General features: G+C 57.6%; 20 protein-coding genes. All 20 read right to left on the reverse strand.

Annotated features, from left to right (window positions below):
- Positions 1-2: 2 nt before the first annotated feature.
- The gene (locus E8L22_RS12895) at positions 3-767 is read right to left on the reverse strand and encodes an undecaprenyl-diphosphate phosphatase (RefSeq protein ID WP_136525558.1); all 765 of its coding nucleotides are present in this window, start codon (positions 765-767) and stop codon (positions 3-5) included.
- Between the two features lie 244 nt (positions 768-1,011).
- Complete coding sequence (locus E8L22_RS12900) at positions 1,012-1,422, reverse strand: hemerythrin domain-containing protein (RefSeq protein ID WP_136525559.1); 411 nt, start codon at positions 1,420-1,422, stop codon at positions 1,012-1,014.
- A 148-nt stretch (positions 1,423-1,570) separates the two neighbouring features.
- A complete protein-coding gene (locus E8L22_RS12905) occupies positions 1,571-3,010 on the reverse strand; it encodes a hypothetical protein (RefSeq protein ID WP_246044640.1) in 1,440 nt (479 codons plus the stop codon).
- A 320-nt stretch (positions 3,011-3,330) separates the two neighbouring features.
- Entirely contained in the window at positions 3,331-4,014 is a 684-nt protein-coding gene (locus E8L22_RS12915; protein ID WP_136525562.1) for a glycosyltransferase family 2 protein, read from the reverse strand.
- A gap of 222 nt (positions 4,015-4,236) precedes the next feature.
- Complete coding sequence (locus E8L22_RS12920; protein WP_136525563.1) at positions 4,237-5,289, reverse strand: hypothetical protein; 1,053 nt, start codon at positions 5,287-5,289, stop codon at positions 4,237-4,239.
- Complete coding sequence (locus E8L22_RS12925; protein ID WP_136525564.1) at positions 5,286-6,497, reverse strand: glycosyltransferase family 4 protein; 1,212 nt, start codon at positions 6,495-6,497, stop codon at positions 5,286-5,288. Before E8L22_RS12925 ends, E8L22_RS12920 begins: the two co-directional genes overlap by 4 nt.
- A 58-nt stretch (positions 6,498-6,555) precedes the next feature.
- Positions 6,556-7,713 (reverse strand): DegT/DnrJ/EryC1/StrS family aminotransferase, encoded by a 1,158-nt coding sequence (locus E8L22_RS12930; RefSeq protein WP_136525565.1) that lies wholly within the window; start codon positions 7,711-7,713, stop codon positions 6,556-6,558.
- Positions 7,706-8,146, reverse strand: coding sequence for a cupin domain-containing protein (locus E8L22_RS12935; protein WP_136525566.1), 441 nt, complete (start codon positions 8,144-8,146; stop codon positions 7,706-7,708). Before E8L22_RS12935 ends, E8L22_RS12930 begins: the two co-directional genes overlap by 8 nt.
- A gap of 11 nt (positions 8,147-8,157) precedes the next feature.
- On the reverse strand, positions 8,158-9,087 hold the full coding sequence (locus tag E8L22_RS12940; RefSeq protein WP_136525567.1) for a glycosyltransferase family 2 protein: 930 nt from the start codon (positions 9,085-9,087) through the stop codon (positions 8,158-8,160).
- A gap of 65 nt (positions 9,088-9,152) precedes the next feature.
- Positions 9,153-10,298 (reverse strand): non-hydrolyzing UDP-N-acetylglucosamine 2-epimerase, encoded by a 1,146-nt coding sequence (gene wecB / locus E8L22_RS12945; RefSeq protein ID WP_136525568.1) that lies wholly within the window; start codon positions 10,296-10,298, stop codon positions 9,153-9,155.
- Between the two features lie 121 nt (positions 10,299-10,419).
- The gene (locus E8L22_RS12950; protein ID WP_136525569.1) at positions 10,420-11,658 is read right to left on the reverse strand and encodes a glycosyltransferase family 4 protein; all 1,239 of its coding nucleotides are present in this window, start codon (positions 11,656-11,658) and stop codon (positions 10,420-10,422) included.
- Positions 11,659-11,727: 69 nt separating this feature from the next.
- Positions 11,728-12,510, reverse strand: a complete 783-nt coding sequence (locus E8L22_RS12955) for a methyltransferase domain-containing protein (protein ID WP_136525570.1) — start codon at positions 12,508-12,510, stop codon at positions 11,728-11,730.
- Complete coding sequence (locus E8L22_RS12960; protein WP_136525571.1) at positions 12,507-13,589, reverse strand: glycosyltransferase family protein; 1,083 nt, start codon at positions 13,587-13,589, stop codon at positions 12,507-12,509. The genes E8L22_RS12955 and E8L22_RS12960 overlap by 4 nt, the downstream gene beginning before the upstream one ends.
- Positions 13,586-15,196 (reverse strand): class I SAM-dependent methyltransferase, encoded by a 1,611-nt coding sequence (locus E8L22_RS12965; protein WP_136525572.1) that lies wholly within the window; start codon positions 15,194-15,196, stop codon positions 13,586-13,588. The genes E8L22_RS12960 and E8L22_RS12965 overlap by 4 nt, the downstream gene beginning before the upstream one ends.
- A complete protein-coding gene (locus tag E8L22_RS12970; RefSeq protein ID WP_162604833.1) occupies positions 15,183-15,971 on the reverse strand; it encodes a glycosyltransferase family 2 protein in 789 nt (262 codons plus the stop codon). Before E8L22_RS12970 ends, E8L22_RS12965 begins: the two co-directional genes overlap by 14 nt.
- A 59-nt stretch (positions 15,972-16,030) precedes the next feature.
- Entirely contained in the window at positions 16,031-17,302 is a 1,272-nt protein-coding gene (locus tag E8L22_RS12975) for an ABC transporter ATP-binding protein (RefSeq protein WP_136525574.1), read from the reverse strand.
- Complete coding sequence (locus E8L22_RS12980; protein ID WP_136525575.1) at positions 17,303-18,133, reverse strand: ABC transporter permease; 831 nt, start codon at positions 18,131-18,133, stop codon at positions 17,303-17,305.
- Positions 18,134-18,175: 42 nt separating this feature from the next.
- Positions 18,176-18,943 carry a glycosyltransferase family 2 protein gene (locus tag E8L22_RS12985; RefSeq protein ID WP_136525576.1) on the reverse strand — a complete coding sequence of 256 codons (768 nt, stop codon included), beginning with the start codon at positions 18,941-18,943 and terminating at the stop codon, positions 18,176-18,178.
- Positions 18,940-19,737: a glycosyltransferase family 2 protein gene (locus E8L22_RS12990; protein ID WP_136525577.1), complete on the reverse strand. Its 798-nt coding sequence runs from the start codon at positions 19,735-19,737 to the stop codon at positions 18,940-18,942. The genes E8L22_RS12985 and E8L22_RS12990 overlap by 4 nt, the downstream gene beginning before the upstream one ends.
- 7 nt (positions 19,738-19,744) lie before the next feature.
- Positions 19,745-20,722 carry a class I SAM-dependent methyltransferase gene (locus tag E8L22_RS12995; protein WP_198420157.1) on the reverse strand — a complete coding sequence of 326 codons (978 nt, stop codon included), beginning with the start codon at positions 20,720-20,722 and terminating at the stop codon, positions 19,745-19,747.
- Between the last annotated feature and the right edge of the window lie 5 nt (positions 20,723-20,727).

Raw genomic sequence — 20,727 nt, forward strand, 5'->3', positions numbered from 1 at the left:
ATCTAAAACATGAAAACCAGGAAGATGACGCCGGCGGCGATGCGGTAGATGCCAAAGGGGATGAAGGTGTGGCTGGTGACGAACTTGAGGAGCGCCTTGATGCCGATCACGCCGAAGATGAACGAAACGACGAACCCGACGGCGATGTTCTGCCAGTCCCCCATGTGAAACACTGAGTGGTTCTTGTATATGTCGTAGCAGGTGGCGGCGAACATGGTGGGAAGCGCGAGGAGAAAGGAAAATTCGGCGGCGTCCTTGCGGTCGAGCCCGCAGACAAGCCCGCCGATGATGGTGGCGCCTGATCGCGATACACCGGGGACCATGGAGAGACACTGCACGAGGCCGATGATGAAGGCCTGCCGGTAGCTGACTTCGTCAAGGGTATGGGTCGTGGCCGGGCGGTCCTTCATCCAGAGCTCAATGACGATGAAGGCGACGCCGCCAGCGATGAGCATGTAGCTCACCAGGGAGGGCTGGAAGAAAGACTTGACCAGTTTGTAAAGGAGAAACCCAATGGTGCCGGTCGGCAGGAATGCCCAGCAAAGCTTCTTGAGCAGTTCCGGGCGGGCGAAGAGCTGTTTTCGGTACACCTCGACGACGGCGAGCATCGCCCCGAGTTGGATGACCACCTCGAATACCTTGTGAGCATCGGTTTGCGGCAGTTTCAAAAGCGCGGAAGCCAGGATGAGATGACCAGTTGATGAAATCGGAAGAAACTCGCTAAGCCCTTCCACGATGCCAAGTATGATCGCGTCAAAAATCCCCACGGAAAACACTCCTCGGACGGCCGCTACGGCTGTCGCTGGTTATTTAAGCGACACAACATACCTGATCGTCTCCGCCTTGTAAAGGCGTCACTTCCCGCCTTCAGACACCTAGGTCCGTCAGTCAAAGACTTGTGAAACATTGCACGGAGCAACTGGTCAGCGAAGGACCAATTGACTTCGAGCCGGAAGCGTTTTACTCCGAACCGGAACCGATCAGACTTTCCGGTTCGGAGTGAGGCGGTCCTCAAACCGGGCTCAGTTTGTCATAGGCTGCGTAAAGGGTGTTCTCCTCGCTGCGCAGTCGCCTGGAGATGGTCGCAAAGAGACGCCCGAGCGCTCTCGCGAACTCTATGTCGATCTGCGCATCGTCTGCCGCATACTTTTTGAAAAACGCGATGGCGTTGCTAGAGATCTCGTCCATGTCCTTCGCGTAGAAGTCCACGGTGCGCTTTAGTGCCTGGTCTGTCTGTGAGGCACGGTTCAGCACCGGATAGAGCTGCGCATCTTCCTTCCTCAAGTGGGCGAGCAGCGTGTTCTGCGCCGCAACGAGGATCCTGTGCGCTTCTTTGTTCGTGATGGTGGTATCCTTCACGCGATTGAGCATCTCCTCGATTTGCACGTGGTCCTTTTTCAACTCATCGATCAGTCTGGACATCAGTTACCTCTCCTTGCAGCTTTCGTTGGCCTTTCTCTTGATCACACCATAGCCGGAGTGTAAACCCGGCAACAGCCGGGTAGCTTGATGCAGGTCAAGAAAGGCGAAGTTGCAAAACTTTTGAGAGGCAGATGAACGCTGTAGTATCCTAACCCCGGACCTGCACGGTGTTCTCTATGGTCCCCACATGGCGGTCTGTGAACAGCGAGAAAGCAGCGGCAAGCAGCATGATGTGAACGGGGAGCATTGTCCTGTCGCCGGTTGGGAGATGGAAGGACATCAGATCGAAAGGGGTCGCAAGGTATATCGCCACGATCCCGCAGAAATAGATCAGTGCGGAAAGCATGCAAAACGGCCCTCCACACCCCAGGTGCTCCTTTTTAGCAACCTTGTAAACCAGGGCGAGGAGGAAGATACCGAGACTCAGGTTGACGTTGTCTGTGACGTAAAGGTGTTTCAAAATAACCGGAAGTGCACCGTTCGACAAGCGGTGCTGAGCGGTCACCAACGATCCCAGGCCGAGTTGGAGATCGTTCTTCAGATGGAAAAGATGCTTTTGCTTTTCCCAAAGTATCCATCCCGACGCTATGACAAATAGAATCGAACTGCCCTCCCACCATCTCATCATGCCGGGGGGTGAGAGCCGTCCCCTTTTCAGGAGCAGAAAACAGCAGACTAAGACTGTCACAACCAGTACATAAAGCATCCCCTCGTTTTTCAAGCCCAGTACGATCCCGGCAGCGAGGACGCCCGAAATGAGGTCAAGCCGGCCCCAACGGTCAAGCCATCGCCCGAGAAAGAAACAGCCGAAACCGGCGTAAAGGGCTACATATCCGTCCATATAGCCATTGGTGAGCCACGGTCCCAGGAATAACAGCGGAAGGGAGATGAAGATCACGTGCCACCACTTCCCGCCTAGAATAGACAGGAACAACAGCATGGCCGGCAAAAGAAGCGCGACAAGGCCCATCTTGGGGAGATATTCGTTCCAGTACCCGGCAACCGAAGCGATCTGGGCAGCGAGAATGGGGAAAAGCAGGGGGTAGTCCGTGTGGGAAAAGGCGATGGACGGGAGGGTCCAGTCTCCTCCCGCTTCCACTGAACGGTTGTAGAAGATCATCTTCGCGTGGAAGAACCAGATGGACCTGGCGTCCCACCCCGAGACAGGATCGCATACGACAAGATAGCAACAGCCGAGATAGAGTGCCAAGGTCGGGACCAGCCAACGGACGGCAACCATAGGCACCCCGCTTTTTTTAAAGGCAAGGGCGAGCAAGGCGGCAACGGAAAGAAAGCAGCCCGCCATGGTTGCTGATTTAAGGTCTGACAGCAGCAGGACGAGGAAATGATTTATCAAAACTCCGAACATCAGCGCCGTGGCAAGTTTTTGCTGGGCGGAACCGTCCGAAGAAGAGGCATCCGTCTCCCCCCCCCTACATATGAGAAAGAGTGATGCACCGAGTCCGAGCAGGTATGGAAGCATGAGGCTAACGGCAGCTGGCAATGCGAATCCTTTTCGTTTCCTTCTGTGATACACAGCCGGCCGGTAGAGGTTCTGCGAGAGATGAAACGTAAAGTTCACCGTCATCCGTGACCACCGCCGGGTAAATGCTTTCGGTGATGGGTTGTGCGAGGAACCTGTTATCGGAAAGGGGCTTTGACAAAGTGATGGATTTCGCCCCGCTTCGCCTCACCCAATCCAACACGGAGAGAGCTTCAGGCGGCAACACCTCCGTCTCACCGCAACGGGGCGTGGAAAGGTTATGCAGCACCTGCCCTACACCCGCCGACCTATAGCTGACGGTGAAACACAAAGCTGCGATGAGAAGCGCGCCAAGCCGGCTTGTTCGGAAAAAGGCACCGTATTTCATGTGCACCTGCAACGGCCTTCGCCGCATGAATGTGACATCATCTGAAAAGGTTGTATTTAAGAATGCATCTGAGGGCGGAAAAACCGTCCTTCCATCCGATTTTCTTCCCTTCGTGGTAAGTTCTCCCTGAGTAGGAGATGCCGGTTTCATAGATCCGGATGCCCAGTTTGGAGAGCTTTGCCGTTATCTCGGGCTCGAACCCGAAGCGGCTTTCCTCAATGACAACCTGGTCGAGAACCTCTTTTCTGAAGGCCTTGTAGCAGGTCTCCATATCGGTAAGGTTGAGATTGGTCAGCATGTTGGAAAGGAGGGTCAGGAATGAGTTGCCCACCATGTGCCAAAAATACAGCACCCGGCGGTAGTCTCCGGACACGAAGCGTGAGCCGTACACGACGTCGGCCTTCCCATCGAGTATGGGGAGTATCAGTTTCGGATACTGCGCAGGATCGTATTCGAGGTCCGCGTCCTGAACTATGACGATGTCCCCTGTGGCATGGCGAAAGCCGGTCCTTAGGGCGGCGCCTTTACCCATGTTCCGTTCGTGCAGCAGAACGCGGGTCATTTTGTCCGCCAGTCCCTGCACGATCGCCCCGGTTCCGTCCGTCGAACCGTCGTCGACCACGATGATTTCGGAAACAATGTCAATTTTCCTGACAGCTTCGTGAATCAGCTTGATGGTGTCTTTCTCGTTGTAGACAGGTATTACTACGGACAGTCTCATCCAGGCTCCAGATTGGGAATTGGGCCAAGCCAGTGCGGGAAGCCCCATACAACATGCTTTCACAGGGGGGCCCACACCATGCAGGTTAGAGAGGATAAACTACTTCGTCTGATCCGACATGTAAAGAGAAACACATAAGTTTCATTGGAGCCGAGCTTACACAATCCGGACCCAGCGCTCTGTTCCCCGGCATAGGGCGGCTGTCATTCTTTTTGCGAGGCATCAGCGGAAGGCTCCCCCGTCCCACCATATGCGGTTGGTGAAAATCTCGCGGAAATCGCGCTGTTTGAAAAAATGCCGGTACACCTCGAGACGTGTGTACACTCCGGAAAGTCGGCTGAAAATAGAGCCGAACCGATAGGGGTAGGTCTGCTCGACCAGATGGTTGGCAAGCCTTCCCCTCTCCCAGGGCATGAACCTCTTCCTGAACAGGTAGGTGGATAGGTAGAGGTTGAAGTCGCATTGCATGTGCCAGGTGAGGACCCGTTTGCCACCCAGGTAATCTATGCCGGACCTCCGCTCGTAGGTTATCGGGCGGGAAAATTCGTTGAACGTGCCGCCGTGCAGGTAGAGCGGGTTTTCGAAAACCGCGTAAGGGGAAAGGATACCCGCCAGTTGCGACGGCCTGTCCTGCGGAATCCGGTCGGTGTGGATCAGGTGGGAGAGCAGGTCCTGGTCGCTGGAGATCACCTCACGAGAGCGCTGCCCGGCCCACTTCTCCGCGTACGAGACGGGCCATCCTTCGCGCTCCCGCCATGCGCGGGCCGAGTAGCCGTCGATGTCTGCGGCGAACAGCCTCAACTCACTTAAGTAGCGGACGAACCACTCCGGATCGCTGATGCATGTGAGGGCCGGGCACCCTTGCATCACAAAGGTCCGCCCAGCGAGCAACCGGCCGATCAGCGCCGGGTCCTCGTTGAAAATGATGTCACCATCATAATGAATGAGCGACTCCCCCGGAAAAAGGGAGGAGATGACTGGCCACCTAAGGAAACAATTTTTCTCGTACACCCCGAATCGGTCCAGCGCGCGGAACCGGGCGGCAGTGTCCCAGTAGACACTCCCGGCATCAATCAGCCGGTACCCGGTATCCCGCAACTCACCCTGGTAGCGGTCGTCGAGAAGCTCGTACCCGTTAAGAAAGACGAGATCGAATTCGTTGTCGAAGCCAAGTTCCAGATTCCTGCGTCCGGCAAAGAGCAGGGGCACCTGCCTCTCGAAATGTTCCGGCCCTTTCGCACACCAGCAACAGATTACCTTCCGCATTTCGTTCATCCTCTCTCCGACAGAGGCAGCGTCTGGGCGGCCTTCAGCGCTGTCACCTTCTCGATGATCTCCGCGAGCCTTGCCGCGAACTGCGACGGCCCCCAGGCTGCGGCGCGCCCTTTGCCGCGCCTGGAAAGTTCGGCGCAGAGAGAATCGTCGGTCCAGAGCCTTCTGATGCAGTCACAAAGTTCCTCAACCGACTCCGGGTCGAAAAGAAGCGCGGCGCCCCCCGCCTGCTCCGGCATCGCGTATCGATCGGACAGGGCTACCGGGCATCCGGCAGCGAACGCCTCCAGTGGAGGGAGATTGGTCGGACCGCAGAAGGTCGGCATCACCAGTGCGCGAGCCCTGCGGTAGAGTTCCGGCACATCGGGGTCGGGAACATACCCAAGGAAAAGCACGTTGTCTTCAAGCCCCAGTTCGGTCACTCGTGCCACAACCCTGTCGTAGGCGTTTTTCTTGGTTCCCACCAGGACAAGCTTGAGGTCCGGAAGCTCGCGTTTGAGCCGGGATACGCCTTCGATGAGGAGCAGGTGGTTCTTGTGCTCCCAGAACTGGGCCGGGTAAAAAAGAAACTTGGGCGGAAGCGTGTAGCGCCCGTCGAATCCCGGTGGGGGCGCAGCGCGCCAGGCGTGTGGCGGGGCGATATATGGAAGCACGTGGATTCTCTCCGGCGCCATGCCGTACGACTCGATCACCTGACGCCCTCCCAGTTCGGAATCGACCAGAACTCCCCGAGCCCAGCGGCAAATGGAGCGGTACTGAGCCTCGCGGATCTTGACCTCCCCCGGCGCACCCATCTCCGGAAAACGCGCTTCGTAACGATGCATGAGGTCGAGGATTGTGATCAAAGCAGGGACGTCGAACTCGCAGCCGCGGGTATCCTGGGACGGGAAGATCCAGAGGTCGCAGCGCTCCCTCAGGAGATCCTGCGCCATCGAATGAAAAAGAGGGTTGATCGCCCGCCAAGGACCAAGCGGCAGACCGAGCTTGTGCCAGATGAAGCCGACGCCTCGTCCGAATATCGCCTTGCGGAGCAGCAATTTCTTTACCGGGAAACTCTCGAGATACTCCTGCCACAGGACGGAAGTGTAGGCGACGACCACCTCGTACCTGTCCGAGGGCAGCGCAACCAAAGCGTCGACTACGGCTTGACAGTACTGGAAGGTCCCCCCCCCACTCGGCTCGATGTTTAGGAAAAGGCCGATCCGTTTCATGACCTGCTCCCGTCGCCAAGGTCATCCTCGCGACAGAAGGCGCGCGCTCCGAAGAAGGTCATGCCGCCCCCTCTCCTACGCTCACCCCGCTTCCCTCGCCGGACATCACGGATGCAAGCGCCCCCGCCACACGTTTCATCCCGGCTTCGGTCAGACTGAGGCCGCTGGGTAAATAAAATCCGCGGCGCGCGAGCCGCTCCGCAACCGGGTGATGTTCGTCGGCGAACAGACCCATTTTGCAAAATACCGGCTGCTCGTGCATGGGCCAGAAAAAGGGGCGGGTACCGATCCCGAGCGCGCCCAGGCGTCGCATCGCCTGGGCCGCGTCAAAGGGAACGTCATCCTTGAGCACAACGCCGTAAACCCAATAGATGCTCTCTGCGTAGTCGCGCCGCGGCTCAGGCAGCTCGAGACCGGGGACCGCGGACAGCAGTTTGCCGTAGCACTCCCCCATGTGCCTCTTGCGCTCGACAAAAGCGTCCAGGCGCTCCAGTTGGGCCACCCCCAGCGCGGCCTGCAGATTTGACATGCGGTAGTTCCAACCTAGTTCCTCGTGGACGAAACGCTTGCTTGCCTGGAAGCAGAGGTTGCGCAGACTGCGGCAGCGCCCGGCCAACTCCGGGTCGTCGCAAACCAGCATCCCCCCCTCCCCTGTCGTGACGTGCTTGTTCGGGTAGAAGCTGAAGGTGCTGACGTCGCCGAAGCTGCCGCACGGCCTGCCGCGGTAGCTTTGGCCGTGCATCTGGGCGGCATCCTCGATCACCTTCAGACCGTGGCGGCGAGCGATTTCAAGCAGTGGATCGAGATCTGCGGGCAGGCCGTAGAGGTGCACCACCATGATCGCCTTTGTACGCGGCGTGATACGTCTGGCCACCTGGGCCGGATCCATGTTCCAGGTAACCGGATCCGCATCGACGAGGACCGGTACCGCCCCGGCGCGTACGACGGCAGCGGCACAGGAGATGATGGTAAAGGTCGGCAGGATCACCTCGTCCCCCGGGCCCAGGCGCAGCGCGGCGACGGCGATATCGAGCGCACCGGATCCGTTGGCGACCGCAATACCGTGTGCTCGACCGACACGCTTGGAGAAGCGCTCCTCCAGCTGTTGCACGAAGGGCCCCTCCGAGGAGATCCAGCCGGTGTCGATGCACTCCATGAGGTAACGCTTCTCGTTGCCGTCCAGAAGCGGCTCGTTTACGGGGATGAAATCATCCATTGTTATTCACCATCCGTACCTGTGATGCGGAGATGCCCGCAAAGCGGGTCTTATCCTCTTCACCAGCGTAGGGCCCCTGTTTCACCTCTATCATCTCCAACTCCTCAAGCGCCTCGAAACCGTGTCCGCCGCTGGCCAGCAAAATCACGTCCCCCTTTGCAAGGATGCGGCTTTCCAGGTAGTTCTGCGCGTCATCGTAGAAATCTACGCGCAACTTGCCGCTCTTGATGAAGAGAACCTCCCGTGTGTACTTAACCTCGCGCGGCACCGGTTTATGAACGTGGGCAGGGATCTCCTTCCCTGCAGGATGCCGCATGTAAGCGACCTGTTGGGAAAACTCGTTCGGTGTGAAAAAGTGGATACCGGGCGCGGTGAAGCTGTCGGGAATGATGATTGCCAACAGAGTGTCGTTGTGGGTTATTTGTTCTATCATCGTTTGCTCCTTTATTTGCCGCAAAAAACGGTTTTTAAGCGGAAAAGCCGCGTGGGGCTGAGATGTAGTAGCCGGCAGAGTTGCAAAATCCTGAAATTGAAATCCTTAGGGTGGATGCAGGAAAGATATCGGTCCGATTGACGCCAGAATCCGTAGCTAAGACAGGCGAATAACTGTCGCCTATGGTGGAAATGCCAAACGTCCTCTCCGCACGCCCTCCTGATCTCCGGCTCGAATTTGTCGATTATGTATTGATAACCGCGGATGTCCCGTTCTTTGTCCTTCGATATCGTTTCCCCGCCATGAAGGTGGTAGATGAACAGCGGCTCCCTTAGATGAATGAAGCGACAGATACCCGCCAACCTGATCGAGGTGTCCCACTCCTGGTACGCTGGAACCATCTCGTCCAGATACCCTATCCGCTCCAGCGCACCTTTGGAGACGAGAAGCGACGGAAAACAGGGGCCGGGCCTTGAAAGGAGCAGAGAGTGGACATCATCACCTTCCACCAACGGAAGCTCTACGGAAATGTTGTCGCCCGCCGGGTCGAGCGAAACATAGTCACCGTGAACGACGGTCAGCGGATCGAAGTCGCAAAGCCGCAGGGCCTCAATCTGTTTTTCAAGCTTTGACGGCAGCCATTCGTCATCCGAATCCTGGAAGGCTATCCACTCTCCCTTTGCCTCCCTGATGCCTCGATTTCGTGCGGCCTGTGCTCCGCTGTTTTTCTGAAGCCTTATGCAACGGACCCTTGGATCGGGATACTTCATGACCGTTTCCACCGTCGCGTCGGATGAACAATCATCCACCACGAGCACCTCATCAGGGAGAACAGTTTGCCTGAAGATGCTGTCGAGACAGTATCCTATGGTGCCTGCTCTGTTATATGCGGGTATCACAACAGAGACAGAAGGAGCGGCTAAATATTCAGAAGTATCCATGGCGGCTCAACGCAATTCGCTCAAAAGTACACACTTTACCATCTGCTGCCTGTAATCCTGTCGGGTCATACTTCGCCTTTAAAGAAAGCAGCGAGGTGCTTTCCGATCCTCGAAGCGGCGGCGCCGTCCCCGTATGGGCTGTGGGCGAAGGACATGGAACGGTAGGCAGTGCTGTCATGAAGCAGTTCGGTCGCTTCCTTCACGAGCGCCGCCCCGTCGGTCCCCACCAGTCTTACGGTACCTGCCGCTACCGCTTCCGTACGTTCGGTACGTTCCCTCATCACCAGCACAGGCTTGCCCAGCAAAGGCGCTTCTTCCTGAACACCTCCAGAGTCGGTAATGACCAGGAAGGATCGGTTCATCAGGTAGACGAAAGTCGAGTAATTCACAGGAGGTATCAGATGAACGTTTCCTGAAGGGGTCGATCCGAGGATGCGCCTTACCGGTTCCTGCACCTCAGGGTTCAGGTGCACGGGGTAGAGGATTTCGATGTCGGGGTTGTCTGATGCGAGTTTGGCCAACGCTCGGCAGATCCGCTCGAAACCGGCACCGAAATTCTCCCTGCGGTGGCCTGTAACCAGTATCAGCTTTTTCGCGGGGTCCAAAAAGAAGAATTCTTCGGCCAGTTTACGCTGCAACAACTGGTCGCTTTCGATCATGTGGCGCACCCAACAAAGCGCGTCCACCACCGTGTTCCCGGTAACGAAGATGGCGGCGTCATTGATCCCTTCCCTGAGCAGATTTTGCCTGGCTGCCTCCGTCGGCGCGAAGTGCAGGTCGGCGAGGGCGGTTGTCAGGCGACGGTTCATTTCTTCCGGGAAAGGGGCGAACTTGTCGTGCGTCCTGAGCCCCGCTTCCACGTGCCCGACCCGTATCCGGAAGTAGTGAGCCGACAGCGAGGCCGCCATGGTGGTCGTGGTGTCACCATGCACCAAAACCAGATCGGGCTGCTCTTTCTCGAGAACACCTTTCAACTGCCGCATCACCTCGCAGGTCACGTCAAAAAGATCCTGCCCCGGACGCATGACGCGGAGGTCGTAATCAGGCCGGATGCCGAAGAGGTCGAGCACCTGGTCCAGCAGTTCGCGGTGCTGTCCGGTGACACAGACCAGGCTCTGAAAGCTCGCGGGATGCATTTCCAGCTCTCTGACCACCGGGGCCATCTTGATCGCCTCAGGGCGGGTACCGAACACCGTTAGCACTTTTAGCATCTGCACTTCCATTTAGCGGCTCCTGCTGCATGCGGACCGCAGTCGCCAAGACTGGTAAATCCCTGCTGCGACATCGCTCTTCGCAGAAGCCAGATCCGCATAAGCTCGCGACGCGCAAGGGTCATGGTTTGAACAGGTGCGCGTTGAGCAGTTTCCGGATGTCATTGAGAATTTTGAAGCGTTTTGGGTAAAGCAGATACAGTCTCATCGTGAGCGTAAGACGCCTTGCCTCGTAGTGCCGCGCAAGCTGTTGCGCCACGGACTTGTCCAGGCGACGGCTTGAAGCCATGTCGGAGAACAGTTCCGGAAGCCGCACGCTGTTCTTGCTCCAATCCAGATGGCGCTCTGCATACAGTCGTGCCGCCGACTTGCACTGCGGCAAACGGTCGATCCGGTCCACGAAGTACTGCATCTGTTCGACCAAGTCATCGATGGAAACGGTACAGCACGGCCAGTAGTAACCGTCGGCACGTGCGTGGTGGCGCTCAATGCGCACCAGCCTGCCGTTATCCTCATGCACCACCTCGTTCATGGGGGGACAGTCCCCCGTGACGACGGGTAAGCCGCAGGCGAGGGCCTCCGCCACGGTGAGTCCGATGCCATCAAGGCGCGACGGATAGACATAGACATCGCCAAGGTGATACCCCCCCGGCGCAGGGATGGTCTCCTCGATGCAGGTCACCCTTCCGGCAGCAGTCAACCGCTCCAACAAGGGCTTTAACCGCGGGAAGCTTTCAGCTATGCCGGTTTGGGCATGGAGCACCAGGCGTGCCGGTCCCACCACCCTTTCGAATGCCTCGAGAAGGAGATCGGTCCCCTTTCGATCGGGACTCATCCCCGCAGAGTGGAAGAAAGTGACTTGGCCCGGTTGCACCGGTGCAGCACCGTTAAAGGCAAACAGGTCCAGATCGGTCCCCCAGGGGACGTAGAAGGCATGGGGGTGCCAGGCGAAAACATCGAAGTGGCGACGAGTATTGCAGATCAGGAAGTCGTAGCAGCCGAAAAGAGGGATGGTTTCCTCGGTGTAGTAGTCGACATAGGCACCGGTCAGCACCCCCAGCCTATTGCACAACAACACCGGCTCCCACCATTGCTGTTCGTTGAAAAAGACCGCGTCGAGCCGGTTGTCCTCTATCCAGCGATGCAGATCGTTCAGTTCTATGAACGTCGGCACCGGCACGTCCAGCTTTTTGCCCCAGGTTACCGAAGGATCGTCCCATTCGGGATTCCCGACTGCGTACGACTCGCCACCGCGTGCATAGATGAAGACCCGGTGGTGCCGGGCAAGGACGTCCCGGTACTGCCGCGAGACGTAGGCCGCACCGCGTTCGAACCAAGTGGTCACGATCCCGATATTCACCGTTGCCCCCCCTGCAGCAGTTTGGCGACCGCAAAGCTCACCTTCCTTGGGGAACGCATCGCTTGCTCCTTAACATGCAACGGCGGAGATCGCCAAATCCGCGTTGGGTCTGAACACTTCCACTTTCAAGTCGCAGAATCCTCCGGCGCAGTCGAACAACTCACGCACCATCTCGGGCACCAGGTACAACGTGTGGGTCGGGTCCTTTGTGTTAACATCGTCGCTCAACCCGTCCGGTACGAAGAGAAAAATTGCGCCTCCTTCGCGCAACATGCGACGAGCCTGACGCAGCGCCGTTACCGGTTGGAATACGTGCTCATAGGAATGGGAAGCCGCGACCATGTCGAAGCTGCCGATCAGTTCCGGCCGCGCAAATCTCTCCGCCAGGGTTTCCCACGTGCCGTGACTGATTGCATTCTCGGGGTATTTGCCGCGTCCCCAGAGTTGTTCCCTGAACCTGATCGTGTCTCCGTCCAGATATTTGTCGACGCCGTGCCAGTTCGGGTAGTCCCATGGCGGGAAGATGGGATGATCACCGGGGCCTATTTCCAGAATGCGGGAATCGCGGCTTAGGCCGGGAAACCCGGCCAGGATGAGTCGTCGCATGTAGCTGTGGGGCGGAACCCCCTCTTCAAAAAAGTACAGCCCGAGCTCCCGTCTTTCATATAGGATACTCCGCGCCCGGGCGCAGCATCCGACCGACAGGCCGGTGACGCGTGCGCACGTTTCAACGGTTCGAAAATCGTCGTAATGCACGAAGAATTCACGGACCAAAGACAGTTCCGCCTCGGAAACCGCGACCTTGTCCCCTCTCCCGGTGAATTTCTTTATCAGGCTCGAAAAACGGCTCATGACTCTGACCTTCCGCTCCCCTTTGCGAGACGCCTTGCCTTAACCGCAGCCCCGACGGATCCGCGCGCTCCGGCAAGCCCGCCGGAAACCTTTGCAACCACGGATGCGTCGATCAGACGCTTCACTGACGCCAACTGCCTGATGACGCCTTCCTTGACCGAATAAGCAGCCACTTTTTTCCTATCCAGTGCGGGTGCCGAGGTCGCGCTTGCGTGCGCGAGGAAAATCCCTGCAAGCCACTCCGCTCTTTTCGCATAGGTGTGCCCGGCCAACGCAGCCCGGTGTCCGGAGTCGGCGATCCGCTGTCTTTGCTGTCCGTGCTCCAGGTAATGTGAAATCGCCGCGGCCATCTGTTCCACGTCCTCGACCTGCACGAGGTGATCCAGGTCCGAAAACGGATTCTCCGCCGACAGGGTTTCGGTGAGCAGGAAAGCGCCGCACCCCAGCGCCTCGAAGACGCGTGTTTCCGTGTCAGGGTACTCCTCGGCATGGATGTTCAGCACGATCTTGGCCCTGTTCAGGAACTGCGTCATCTCGCTGCCGAAAGCGTTGACAATCGTGACAGGGAAATCCGCCTTCAAACGCTCAAGCCAGCGCCGCCGCCTCGGTGTGAGGTTTCCCAAAAACAGCAGGTCGATATCCTTTTCGGCTGCGGGAATGGCAAAATGCACGCTTTCATCGAAACCGTTCAGCAAAACCGACACGGCATGCTCCGGCATCCAACCGTTGCGCACGACGATATCCTTGCACTGCTTGGAGTGTACGAAGATGTGCTGGAAGAGCCCTGACCGTAAAAGCCTGTTCTGGTCTTCGTTACGTGAGACAAGTTCGCTGGCCCAAAAAAAACGTGGTCTGCGCACACTTTTGAGGAGCTCAATGGGAAACCAGTCCCCTCTTTGCAGAAACAACACATCGAAATCGCCGTCGAGCGCCAGGAAGTGGCGGGAAAGATCGTGACGATGTTTCCTGTAATCAAGGGTGACGGTCCGGTGCCCCTGTCCGACAAAGGCACGGTTCACGAAGACTTCTGCGCCCCATCCCGCATGCTGCTCGATGACACTCAGGTAAAAGATCTTCATACCGAATCACCGCCAGCCCGATCGAACCCCGCCGTCACCTCTTCGTAAAGCGTAATCTTGTTGATATCGGCCAAGCACTCCCTGAACGGGGAGAGCAGTTCCCCAATGCGGTGTCCCACGGGGAGGCCGGACTTTGAGGCAACGAAACCTATATTGAGGGCGATATCCTCACCTGGATAACAGTAGTTGAAGATAACGTGGTTCTCGAAACCGGACTCTAACAGCAGCTTTTGGACAGATCTCTTGTCGAACAGCGATTTATGTAGCTGTTCCAGCCAGTAGTCTTGGGCGATCTCCGGGTCACCGTGCGTGTACCGGTACACGTGGTACAAGTCGAAGGATTCATCTTTTTTGAGATGGCTCGGGGCACCCTCCATGTAGCATCCGGCTATCACCTCGAAATCGGGAAGCCCAAGGAAAATGATGGTTCCATCGGCGGAAAGGACCCTGAAGCAATCAAGTAAAAGGGGCAGTTGCTGCGGCCTGTAGAGATGTTCGAAAAAAGCATGGGAGAAGATCTGGTCTACGGTGTGGTCGCCAAACATGGTGAGCCTGCTGCAGTCGAGAACTAGATCAGCAGCACGTGTGGTGCGGCATTCGCAGTTGAGCATGTCTTGGTACCGCTTCTCGCCGCAGCCAAGATGGAGCCTAAGCCCCGGTCCGGCCTTCAGCTTCGCCACGCGGAGCCTCCAAGTACAGGCGAGTCTTGCTCTGCGCAACGGTAGCAGCAGATTCCGGAGCCCCCCCCGCACCAGCTCGAATGCATGCTTTGCTCTGCCCTGCAGTGCCCCCAAGAGCGAGACCGACGGCTTGACGGTGATCTGCGGAGAAACAAAGCCCCGTAGCACTTCAGGCAGATCGCCCGTGTACCTAACTGCTTTCTGCCACTCCCTGGGCTGAACAGGGTGTAGATTCCCGAGACCCTCATGCCAGCTGAGCCATTTGTCACGGTACCATTTTTGGGTATCGAACTGGTGAGCGTGTCCCCAAGTGTTTATCTTGCGCAGCACCTGATCGTCGGTGAGAACATAAGAGAGATGAAAACATGTCCCCTTGAGGGTAAACACCCTCGCTGCATCCGTGCTTCTCGCCCTGACGAATTTTCCTTCTGTTTTGCAGTTGATGGCGAATTCGGGATGGCCGAGCAGATGCCCCCCGTCCTTGTAGACCAGTATGTAATCCAGGCTCTTCCAGAAGGAACACCATGGGGTCTTGTACAGGTCGAAATCGGGGTTCTCCTCAATGGTGCGGATGTTATCGCGATAGTCGGCGAAGCGGTAAAACTCGTCGGCGTCGTGAACGATCAGATAGTCGAAACCGTCCCGTCTGGCACGTTCGAGACAGCTGTTCCGTTGATCCTCTTCGTAGGCCCAGTCTCCCTCGATCAGCTCGATCTTTTCGAAGTGCTTTGACAGTTTCAGGATGTCCTTGTCGGACTGGTTTTGAAACTGCTGCCGCGCTTCGGAATTGTACTGCCATGGCAGCTGACTGCGGGCAATATAGATCTTTTCCACGAACGGAGCACAATTTTCTATGGCCCTGAGGATGAACTGGTCACAGTCAAAAAAAAGTATGTGGGCCGCGAAGCGTTTCTTACTCTGGGTCATGGATGAGGAAGCCGTTTGCATTCAGGTTGTTGTAGCGGGACAGGTCGCGTCCCCATTTTTCAAGCAGCAGTTGATGCGATGCATCGAGATCGGTCCCGGAGCCGACTAAATACCTGGACTGTGCCTCGTGGTGGTAGACCATCGTCTTCTTGCTGACTATGATCCTCCAATTGCACGTGAGCAGCTTCAAGGCGAGATCGACGTCTTCGCAGCTGTTGCTGTAACGTTCATCGAAAAAGCCGACTTCCTCCATAGCCTCCCTTGCTGCCATGAAACAAAAGCCGTTGATTACCGAGGTGAAGGCGTCGGAGGTTATCTTGTGATGCAGCGGCACGAGCGGAACTTCCGCGTCGCCTAGTTTCCAGACTGCGTAGCTTTTGGGAAAGAACCTGTTCCCGACCAGCATCACCGGCATGGCAACCGCAGTCCTTGGGTGCTCTTCCAGACACGAAACCATTTCCTCCACGCACCCCGGAGCGGGGACGGTGTCGTCATTTATCGTGCCAAGGTAGGCAAGCGAAGGATACAGCTTTATCAGGTGGCGCCACCCCGCGTTGTTCGCACCTGCGAATCGGCGATTTTCGGGCAAATCGAGCAGGTGCACCTGCGCCGGAAGCTTCCTGCCCGCCATGTATTTCGCCACCTCTTCCTTGCCGTCATTGACGATACAGATGGCGAGGTCGGTGCGCCGGCACCCTTTAAGGAGTTTCTCAACCAGCGCCAGTACGAATTTGGTCTGGACCACGGGAATGACAAGGCCGATTTTCACCGACATTCCGGCTCCGGATTCTGCGGTAAAAACGCCCGACGCGCGTAAAAAGGGGGACGCTTCAATCATTCACTCCATGAATGCGGTATGTGGAACAGCCCGAAGCCATGTTTCCTCTCGATGTTGTAACCGGTGCCGTAGGGATCGCACTCCCTGATCTCGAAGCGGTAAGCGCTCTGCAGCTCATCGATAACCTCCTTGAAGGGGATGTTCAGGCTGCAATTGATGCGGTAATTGCCGGCGTACAATTGCAAGGGCCCGACACTGCATTCGATGGTCGAGGTCCCCTTGGGAAGCGTGTAAATCTTGTTGTGAAGCGTGCCGGAATCCAGGTAACTCAGAGGCTGCATATCGTCGCAAATGACGATTTGTGCGCTGCATTTGACTTCAGTCAGGGCCGCCACCGTCAGGCGAACGGTGAAGACCTCCTTGCCGTCCAAGAACGAAGGATTGACGGCTGAGGAGGCGACGACCGCGACATCGACGATCTTCGCTCGCAGGGAGCATTTCGCATCCCTCACCATATCAGCTGCGGAGATCAACGGCCCGCGGGCATCAAAACCGGAGTTGTAAAGGTCGATGGTCCGTGCCACGTCACCCTGAAAGCTGATTCTGCCCTGCTCCAAGAGAATGCAGCGCTCGCAGAGTGATCTGATGGTGGTCATGTTATGGCTCACGAACAGCACGGTCCGCCCTTCACGGCCCACATCCTCCATTTTGCCCAAGCACTTCTTCTGGAACTGGGCGTCTCCCACCGCCAGGACCTCATCCACGACGAGGATGTCCGGTTCGAGGTGGGCCGCGACGGCGAACGCCAACCGAACGTACATCCCCGATGAGTAGCGCTTGACCGGCGTGTCGATGAACCTTTCCATTTCAGCGAAGTCGACGATCTCGTCGAATTTGCTTTTGATCTCTTGCCGCGACATGCCCAGGATGGCACCGTTCAGGAAGATGTTTTCACGACCTGACAACTCCGGGTGAAATCCGGTCCCCACCTCAAGCAGGCTCACCACCCTTCCCCTGATGCGAACCCGTCCGGAGGTCGGCTCGGTGATGCGCGACAGCACCTTCAGCAGGGTCGATTTCCCTGCCCCGTTTCTGCCGATGATACCGACCCGGTCCCCTTGGTTGATCTTGAAGGAGATGTCCCTGAGCGCCCAGAAAGGCTCCTGGGCGCTCCCGGATACCTCGGGGCGACGCAGGGGGTGCAACATCCTCGAGGTGATGCGCCGGGCCTGTCCCGCAATGACGTCGCGCAGTGCCAGCCCCCCTTCCTGCCGGTGGGAAAGGACGTACCGCTTGCTTAGATTTTCGACGGTTATCACAGCGCTCATTCAGATCACGTCGGCGAGCACCCGCTCGGTGCTCCGGAAATACCGGACGCCGCAAAGAAACAACAGCACGGCGATCAACAGGGATACCAGTGTTCCGGGCAGGTACAGGGAGGCCTCCCCTCCCAAAAGCGCCCAACGAAAACCGTCGATCACTCCCACCATCGGGTTGATGCTGTATAGGAGGCGCCAGTGACCAGGGATTATGTCGCTGGAAAAACCGACCGGCGAGACGTACAGGCCGAACTGGACGATAAAGGGAAGCACGAGCCGGAAATCCCGATACTTCACGCTGAGAGCCGCAAGCCACAGCCCGCAGCCGAAGGAGGCGAGGCAGGCCAGTGCGAAGAAGAGCGGCAAGGCGAGTATGCGCCAGTCGGGGACGAATCGGTACACCCCCATGAGGAGGCCGAGGATGACGAACGATACCAAGAAGTCGACCGCGCTCACGATGATCGCCGAGGCGGGCACGACCATCCTTGGGAAGTAGACCTTGCTAAGCATGGAACCGTTGGCGACCAGGGAGTTGGCGCTGTCGGTGAGGGCGCTGGAGAAAAACTGCCATGGGAGCATGGCGGCGAATACCAGGATCGGGTAGGGAACCCGGCCCGAGGGGAGTTGCGCCAGCTTGCCGAAAACGACCGTGAAGACCACCATGGTCAAAAGCGGCCGGATCACGCTCCAGGCGACGCCGATGACGGTCTGTTTGTAGCGCACAAGGATGTCCCGCCAGGCGAGAAAATAGAAGAGCTCTCGATAGCGCCACAGATCGCGCCAGTAGGTCCCCTCGGCTTTTCCCGCCTCTATGATCAGTTCTTCTTCACAATGGGGCATGCTTGATTTGTTCCGATACTGTCTTTACCGGCGTGTTTTTGTTTAATAGACGGAACATCCGCGCAGTCGGGTTGCCAAGAGTCGAAAGCATTTTGTCATGAGGTGATGAAGATTCTTCAGATACAGTCTTTTGTGTCTCAGCATGATGAGACTCATCATGGCGAGCTTGTGAATAAACCGCATCGAATGATCGCGCGACTCGCTGCGAATCCGGTAATAGTACAGCAGCTCCGGTATCTTTGTCACCTCTTTCTTCAGACTGGACATGGAGATCCAGAAGTCCCAGTCCTCCCACCCGTAGACGAAGCCGGAACAGTATCCTCCCACCTTCTCCCAGTCGCTCTTCCTGAAAAAGGCGGACGGAAAGATATGGTTGTCGAAGAGGAGCGCGACCGGATCATACTCGGGCATGATCCAGACATCATTGCGCTCCCCGAACATCTGCTCGTCGCAATAAACGATGCCCACCTCGGGGCGGGTATCGAGAATAGCGACTCCCTTCTCGATGTAGCTCGGGGCGACGCGGTCGTCGGCATCGAGAGGAAGGATGTACTCCCCCCTGGCGGCTGCGATGCCGCTGTTCCTCGCGCTGGAGACGCCGGCGTTTTCGGTGTGCAGGACCCGCGTTTTCGGGCGGTGATAACGCGCAAGGAGATCTTTAGTGAAGGGATCGGTGGACCCGTCATTGACGATGACGATCTCGAAGTCGTCAAAACTTTGTGCAAGGATGGAGTCCACCGCCTCGTCGAGGTAGATGCCGTGGTTGTAGCAGGGAATCACCACCGACACCTTCGGTCGCAACCCGGTCACGGGGCCTCCTCTGAGGGTGCGTCAGCCGCGGCGAAAAGCCTGCGCACAAAGAGCCGATTAAGCCTCTTCTTGACCAGGTACTCGAGCCGGTAGGGAAACTGCCACATGGAGCGGCTCTTCAGAAAATCCAGGCGCACCTTGAACTCCTCTGCGTAGGCAGCCTCGGCCTGGGACAGCGAACGGCTGCCGCCGTGGACGCCGAAGCAGGCGACGGCCCGTCGAATCGGAACCGGGGCCCCCATGATTCCGAGCCTAAGCCAGAGGTGGTAGTCCATACAATACTTGACGGAAAGGTTGAAACCTCCGGCGGCGAGAAAGGCATCGCGCCTGATGAAGGTGGCCGGGTGCAGTATGATGTTCGAGTGAATCAGCCTCCAGTAAAAGTAGCGGCGCACCTTGATCTCCCTGAGAAAACGCCCCTTCGAATCGACGAAGTGGAACCCGCCGGTGGCCCAGAGTGCGTCCGGAGAACGGCGGAAGATTCCTGCCACTTCGGCCAGCACCTCCCGGTCCAGGTAATACTCGTCAGAGTGCAGGTGCGCAATCACCTCCCCGGTGGCGAGTTCCACACCCTTGTTCATGGCGTCGGAAATGCCGCGGTCGGGCTCGGACACCCAACGTATGCGCGTGTCCCGCGCCGCGTGATCACGGATGATCTCGACGGTGCCGTCGCTCGATCCGCCGTCGACGATGACGTACTCGAGCTCCGGGTGGGACTGCGAAAGGACGCTCGCGATCGTTTTTTCGATGTGGCAGGCGCTGTTATAGCAGATGGTGATCACGCTTATCTTCATAGCCTGTCTAATTCCTCATGAGCCAGATGGAGCCGGGAGCGCCCCCTTGTTGTCGTGCGAAGACCGGACAGCAGGCACATAGGAGCTCGAAGTGATTCGACTTCAGGTAGTTCAGCGCGGCGATCACGCTGAAGTCTCGGTTGAGGGTCAGGAACGCCTCCAGGAGGTACTGCTCGTTCCAGAACTTCACTTCGTCTACCACCCACTCCCTGGGGTAGTCGCACGGCGAGAATATATCATGGACGTGAACCAGAACGCCTGGGCGCAGCAGAGGAAGGATCTCCAGGTAAATGGCGAGCACATCCCCCTGCGGCCTGATCATATGCGACGAGTCGACGAAGAGGATGTCCCCCGCCTCCAGGGTCGAGAACAGCTCGCGATCAACGCTCTCCACCGTTTCGCGCAGCACGGTGACGCCGGTCCGCTCAAGCCATGGCATCTCGTACGGCTCGATGCAAATATGGCGGCAGCGGTAGTCTTCCTCTTCCTCAGCGTTCTTCTTCAGCGCGTTTAACGCCATAAGGGTGGAGTTCCCGCTCCCGATCTCCACGATGCTTTTGGGGCGGAAATGCCGCACCATGCCGTAGAGAATCTCTGCATCTCCGGGGGGGAACATCGCGTTGTCGTAATGGAACTCGATACGCCCGTCGCGGGGCCTTTGAGGAAACTCGAGCAGTTCATCCGCAAAGCTGAAGCGGCGCAAAAGCTCAAGCTGCCCCTGCTCGTTCCAGTCGATGCCGGGGAGCGGGCGCTCGGCATCCAGCGGGCGACGCATCCAGCGATGGTCGAATTGCGGTTCGTAGTAGTGGCGTGTGACGGGGAAGACCCCGACCCGGAGGAGGATTCTGCGGGTAAGCGCCATCCGCTCGATCCCGCCCCTCCGGATCAGGGCGAAAAGAAGTGCGCTCAAAAGCGTGAAGGGGGCCAGGCACCATTCCAAAAAAGGGAGCATCCGGCGCAGCAGGATGACTGATTTATCCTTCATGTCGC

The sequence above is a fragment of the Geomonas ferrireducens genome, assembly GCF_004917065.1.
In the GTDB taxonomy this organism is placed as follows: Bacteria; Desulfobacterota; Desulfuromonadia; order Geobacterales; family Geobacteraceae; genus Geomonas; species Geomonas ferrireducens.

Excerpts from the sequence above, each read along its gene's own strand:
- E8L22_RS12900 (WP_136525559.1), bottom strand. The coding sequence starts at position 1,422 with ATGTCCAGACTGATCGATGAGTTGAAAAAGGACCACGTGCAAATCGAG.
- E8L22_RS12905 (WP_246044640.1), bottom strand. The coding sequence starts at position 3,010 with ATGACGGTGAACTTTACGTTTCATCTCTCGCAGAACCTCTACCGGCCG.
- E8L22_RS12915 (WP_136525562.1), bottom strand. The coding sequence starts at position 4,014 with ATGAGACTGTCCGTAGTAATACCTGTCTACAACGAGAAAGACACCATC.
- E8L22_RS12920 (WP_136525563.1), bottom strand. The coding sequence starts at position 5,289 with ATGAACGAAATGCGGAAGGTAATCTGTTGCTGGTGTGCGAAAGGGCCG.
- E8L22_RS12925 (WP_136525564.1), bottom strand. The coding sequence starts at position 6,497 with ATGAAACGGATCGGCCTTTTCCTAAACATCGAGCCGAGTGGGGGGGGG.
- E8L22_RS12930 (WP_136525565.1), bottom strand. The coding sequence starts at position 7,713 with ATGGATGATTTCATCCCCGTAAACGAGCCGCTTCTGGACGGCAACGAG.
- E8L22_RS12935 (WP_136525566.1), bottom strand. The coding sequence starts at position 8,146 with ATGATAGAACAAATAACCCACAACGACACTCTGTTGGCAATCATCATT.
- E8L22_RS12940 (WP_136525567.1), bottom strand. The coding sequence starts at position 9,087 with ATGGATACTTCTGAATATTTAGCCGCTCCTTCTGTCTCTGTTGTGATA.
- wecB (WP_136525568.1), bottom strand. The coding sequence starts at position 10,298 with ATGCTAAAAGTGCTAACGGTGTTCGGTACCCGCCCTGAGGCGATCAAG.
- E8L22_RS12955 (WP_136525570.1), bottom strand. The coding sequence starts at position 12,510 with ATGAGCCGTTTTTCGAGCCTGATAAAGAAATTCACCGGGAGAGGGGAC.
- E8L22_RS12960 (WP_136525571.1), bottom strand. The coding sequence starts at position 13,589 with ATGAAGATCTTTTACCTGAGTGTCATCGAGCAGCATGCGGGATGGGGC.
- E8L22_RS12965 (WP_136525572.1), bottom strand. The coding sequence starts at position 15,196 with ATGACCCAGAGTAAGAAACGCTTCGCGGCCCACATACTTTTTTTTGAC.
- E8L22_RS12970 (WP_162604833.1), bottom strand. The coding sequence starts at position 15,971 with ATGTCGGTGAAAATCGGCCTTGTCATTCCCGTGGTCCAGACCAAATTC.
- E8L22_RS12975 (WP_136525574.1), bottom strand. The coding sequence starts at position 17,302 with ATGAGCGCTGTGATAACCGTCGAAAATCTAAGCAAGCGGTACGTCCTT.
- E8L22_RS12980 (WP_136525575.1), bottom strand. The coding sequence starts at position 18,133 with ATGCCCCATTGTGAAGAAGAACTGATCATAGAGGCGGGAAAAGCCGAG.
- E8L22_RS12990 (WP_136525577.1), bottom strand. The coding sequence starts at position 19,737 with ATGAAGATAAGCGTGATCACCATCTGCTATAACAGCGCCTGCCACATC.
- E8L22_RS12995 (WP_198420157.1), bottom strand. The coding sequence starts at position 20,722 with ATGAAGGATAAATCAGTCATCCTGCTGCGCCGGATGCTCCCTTTTTTG.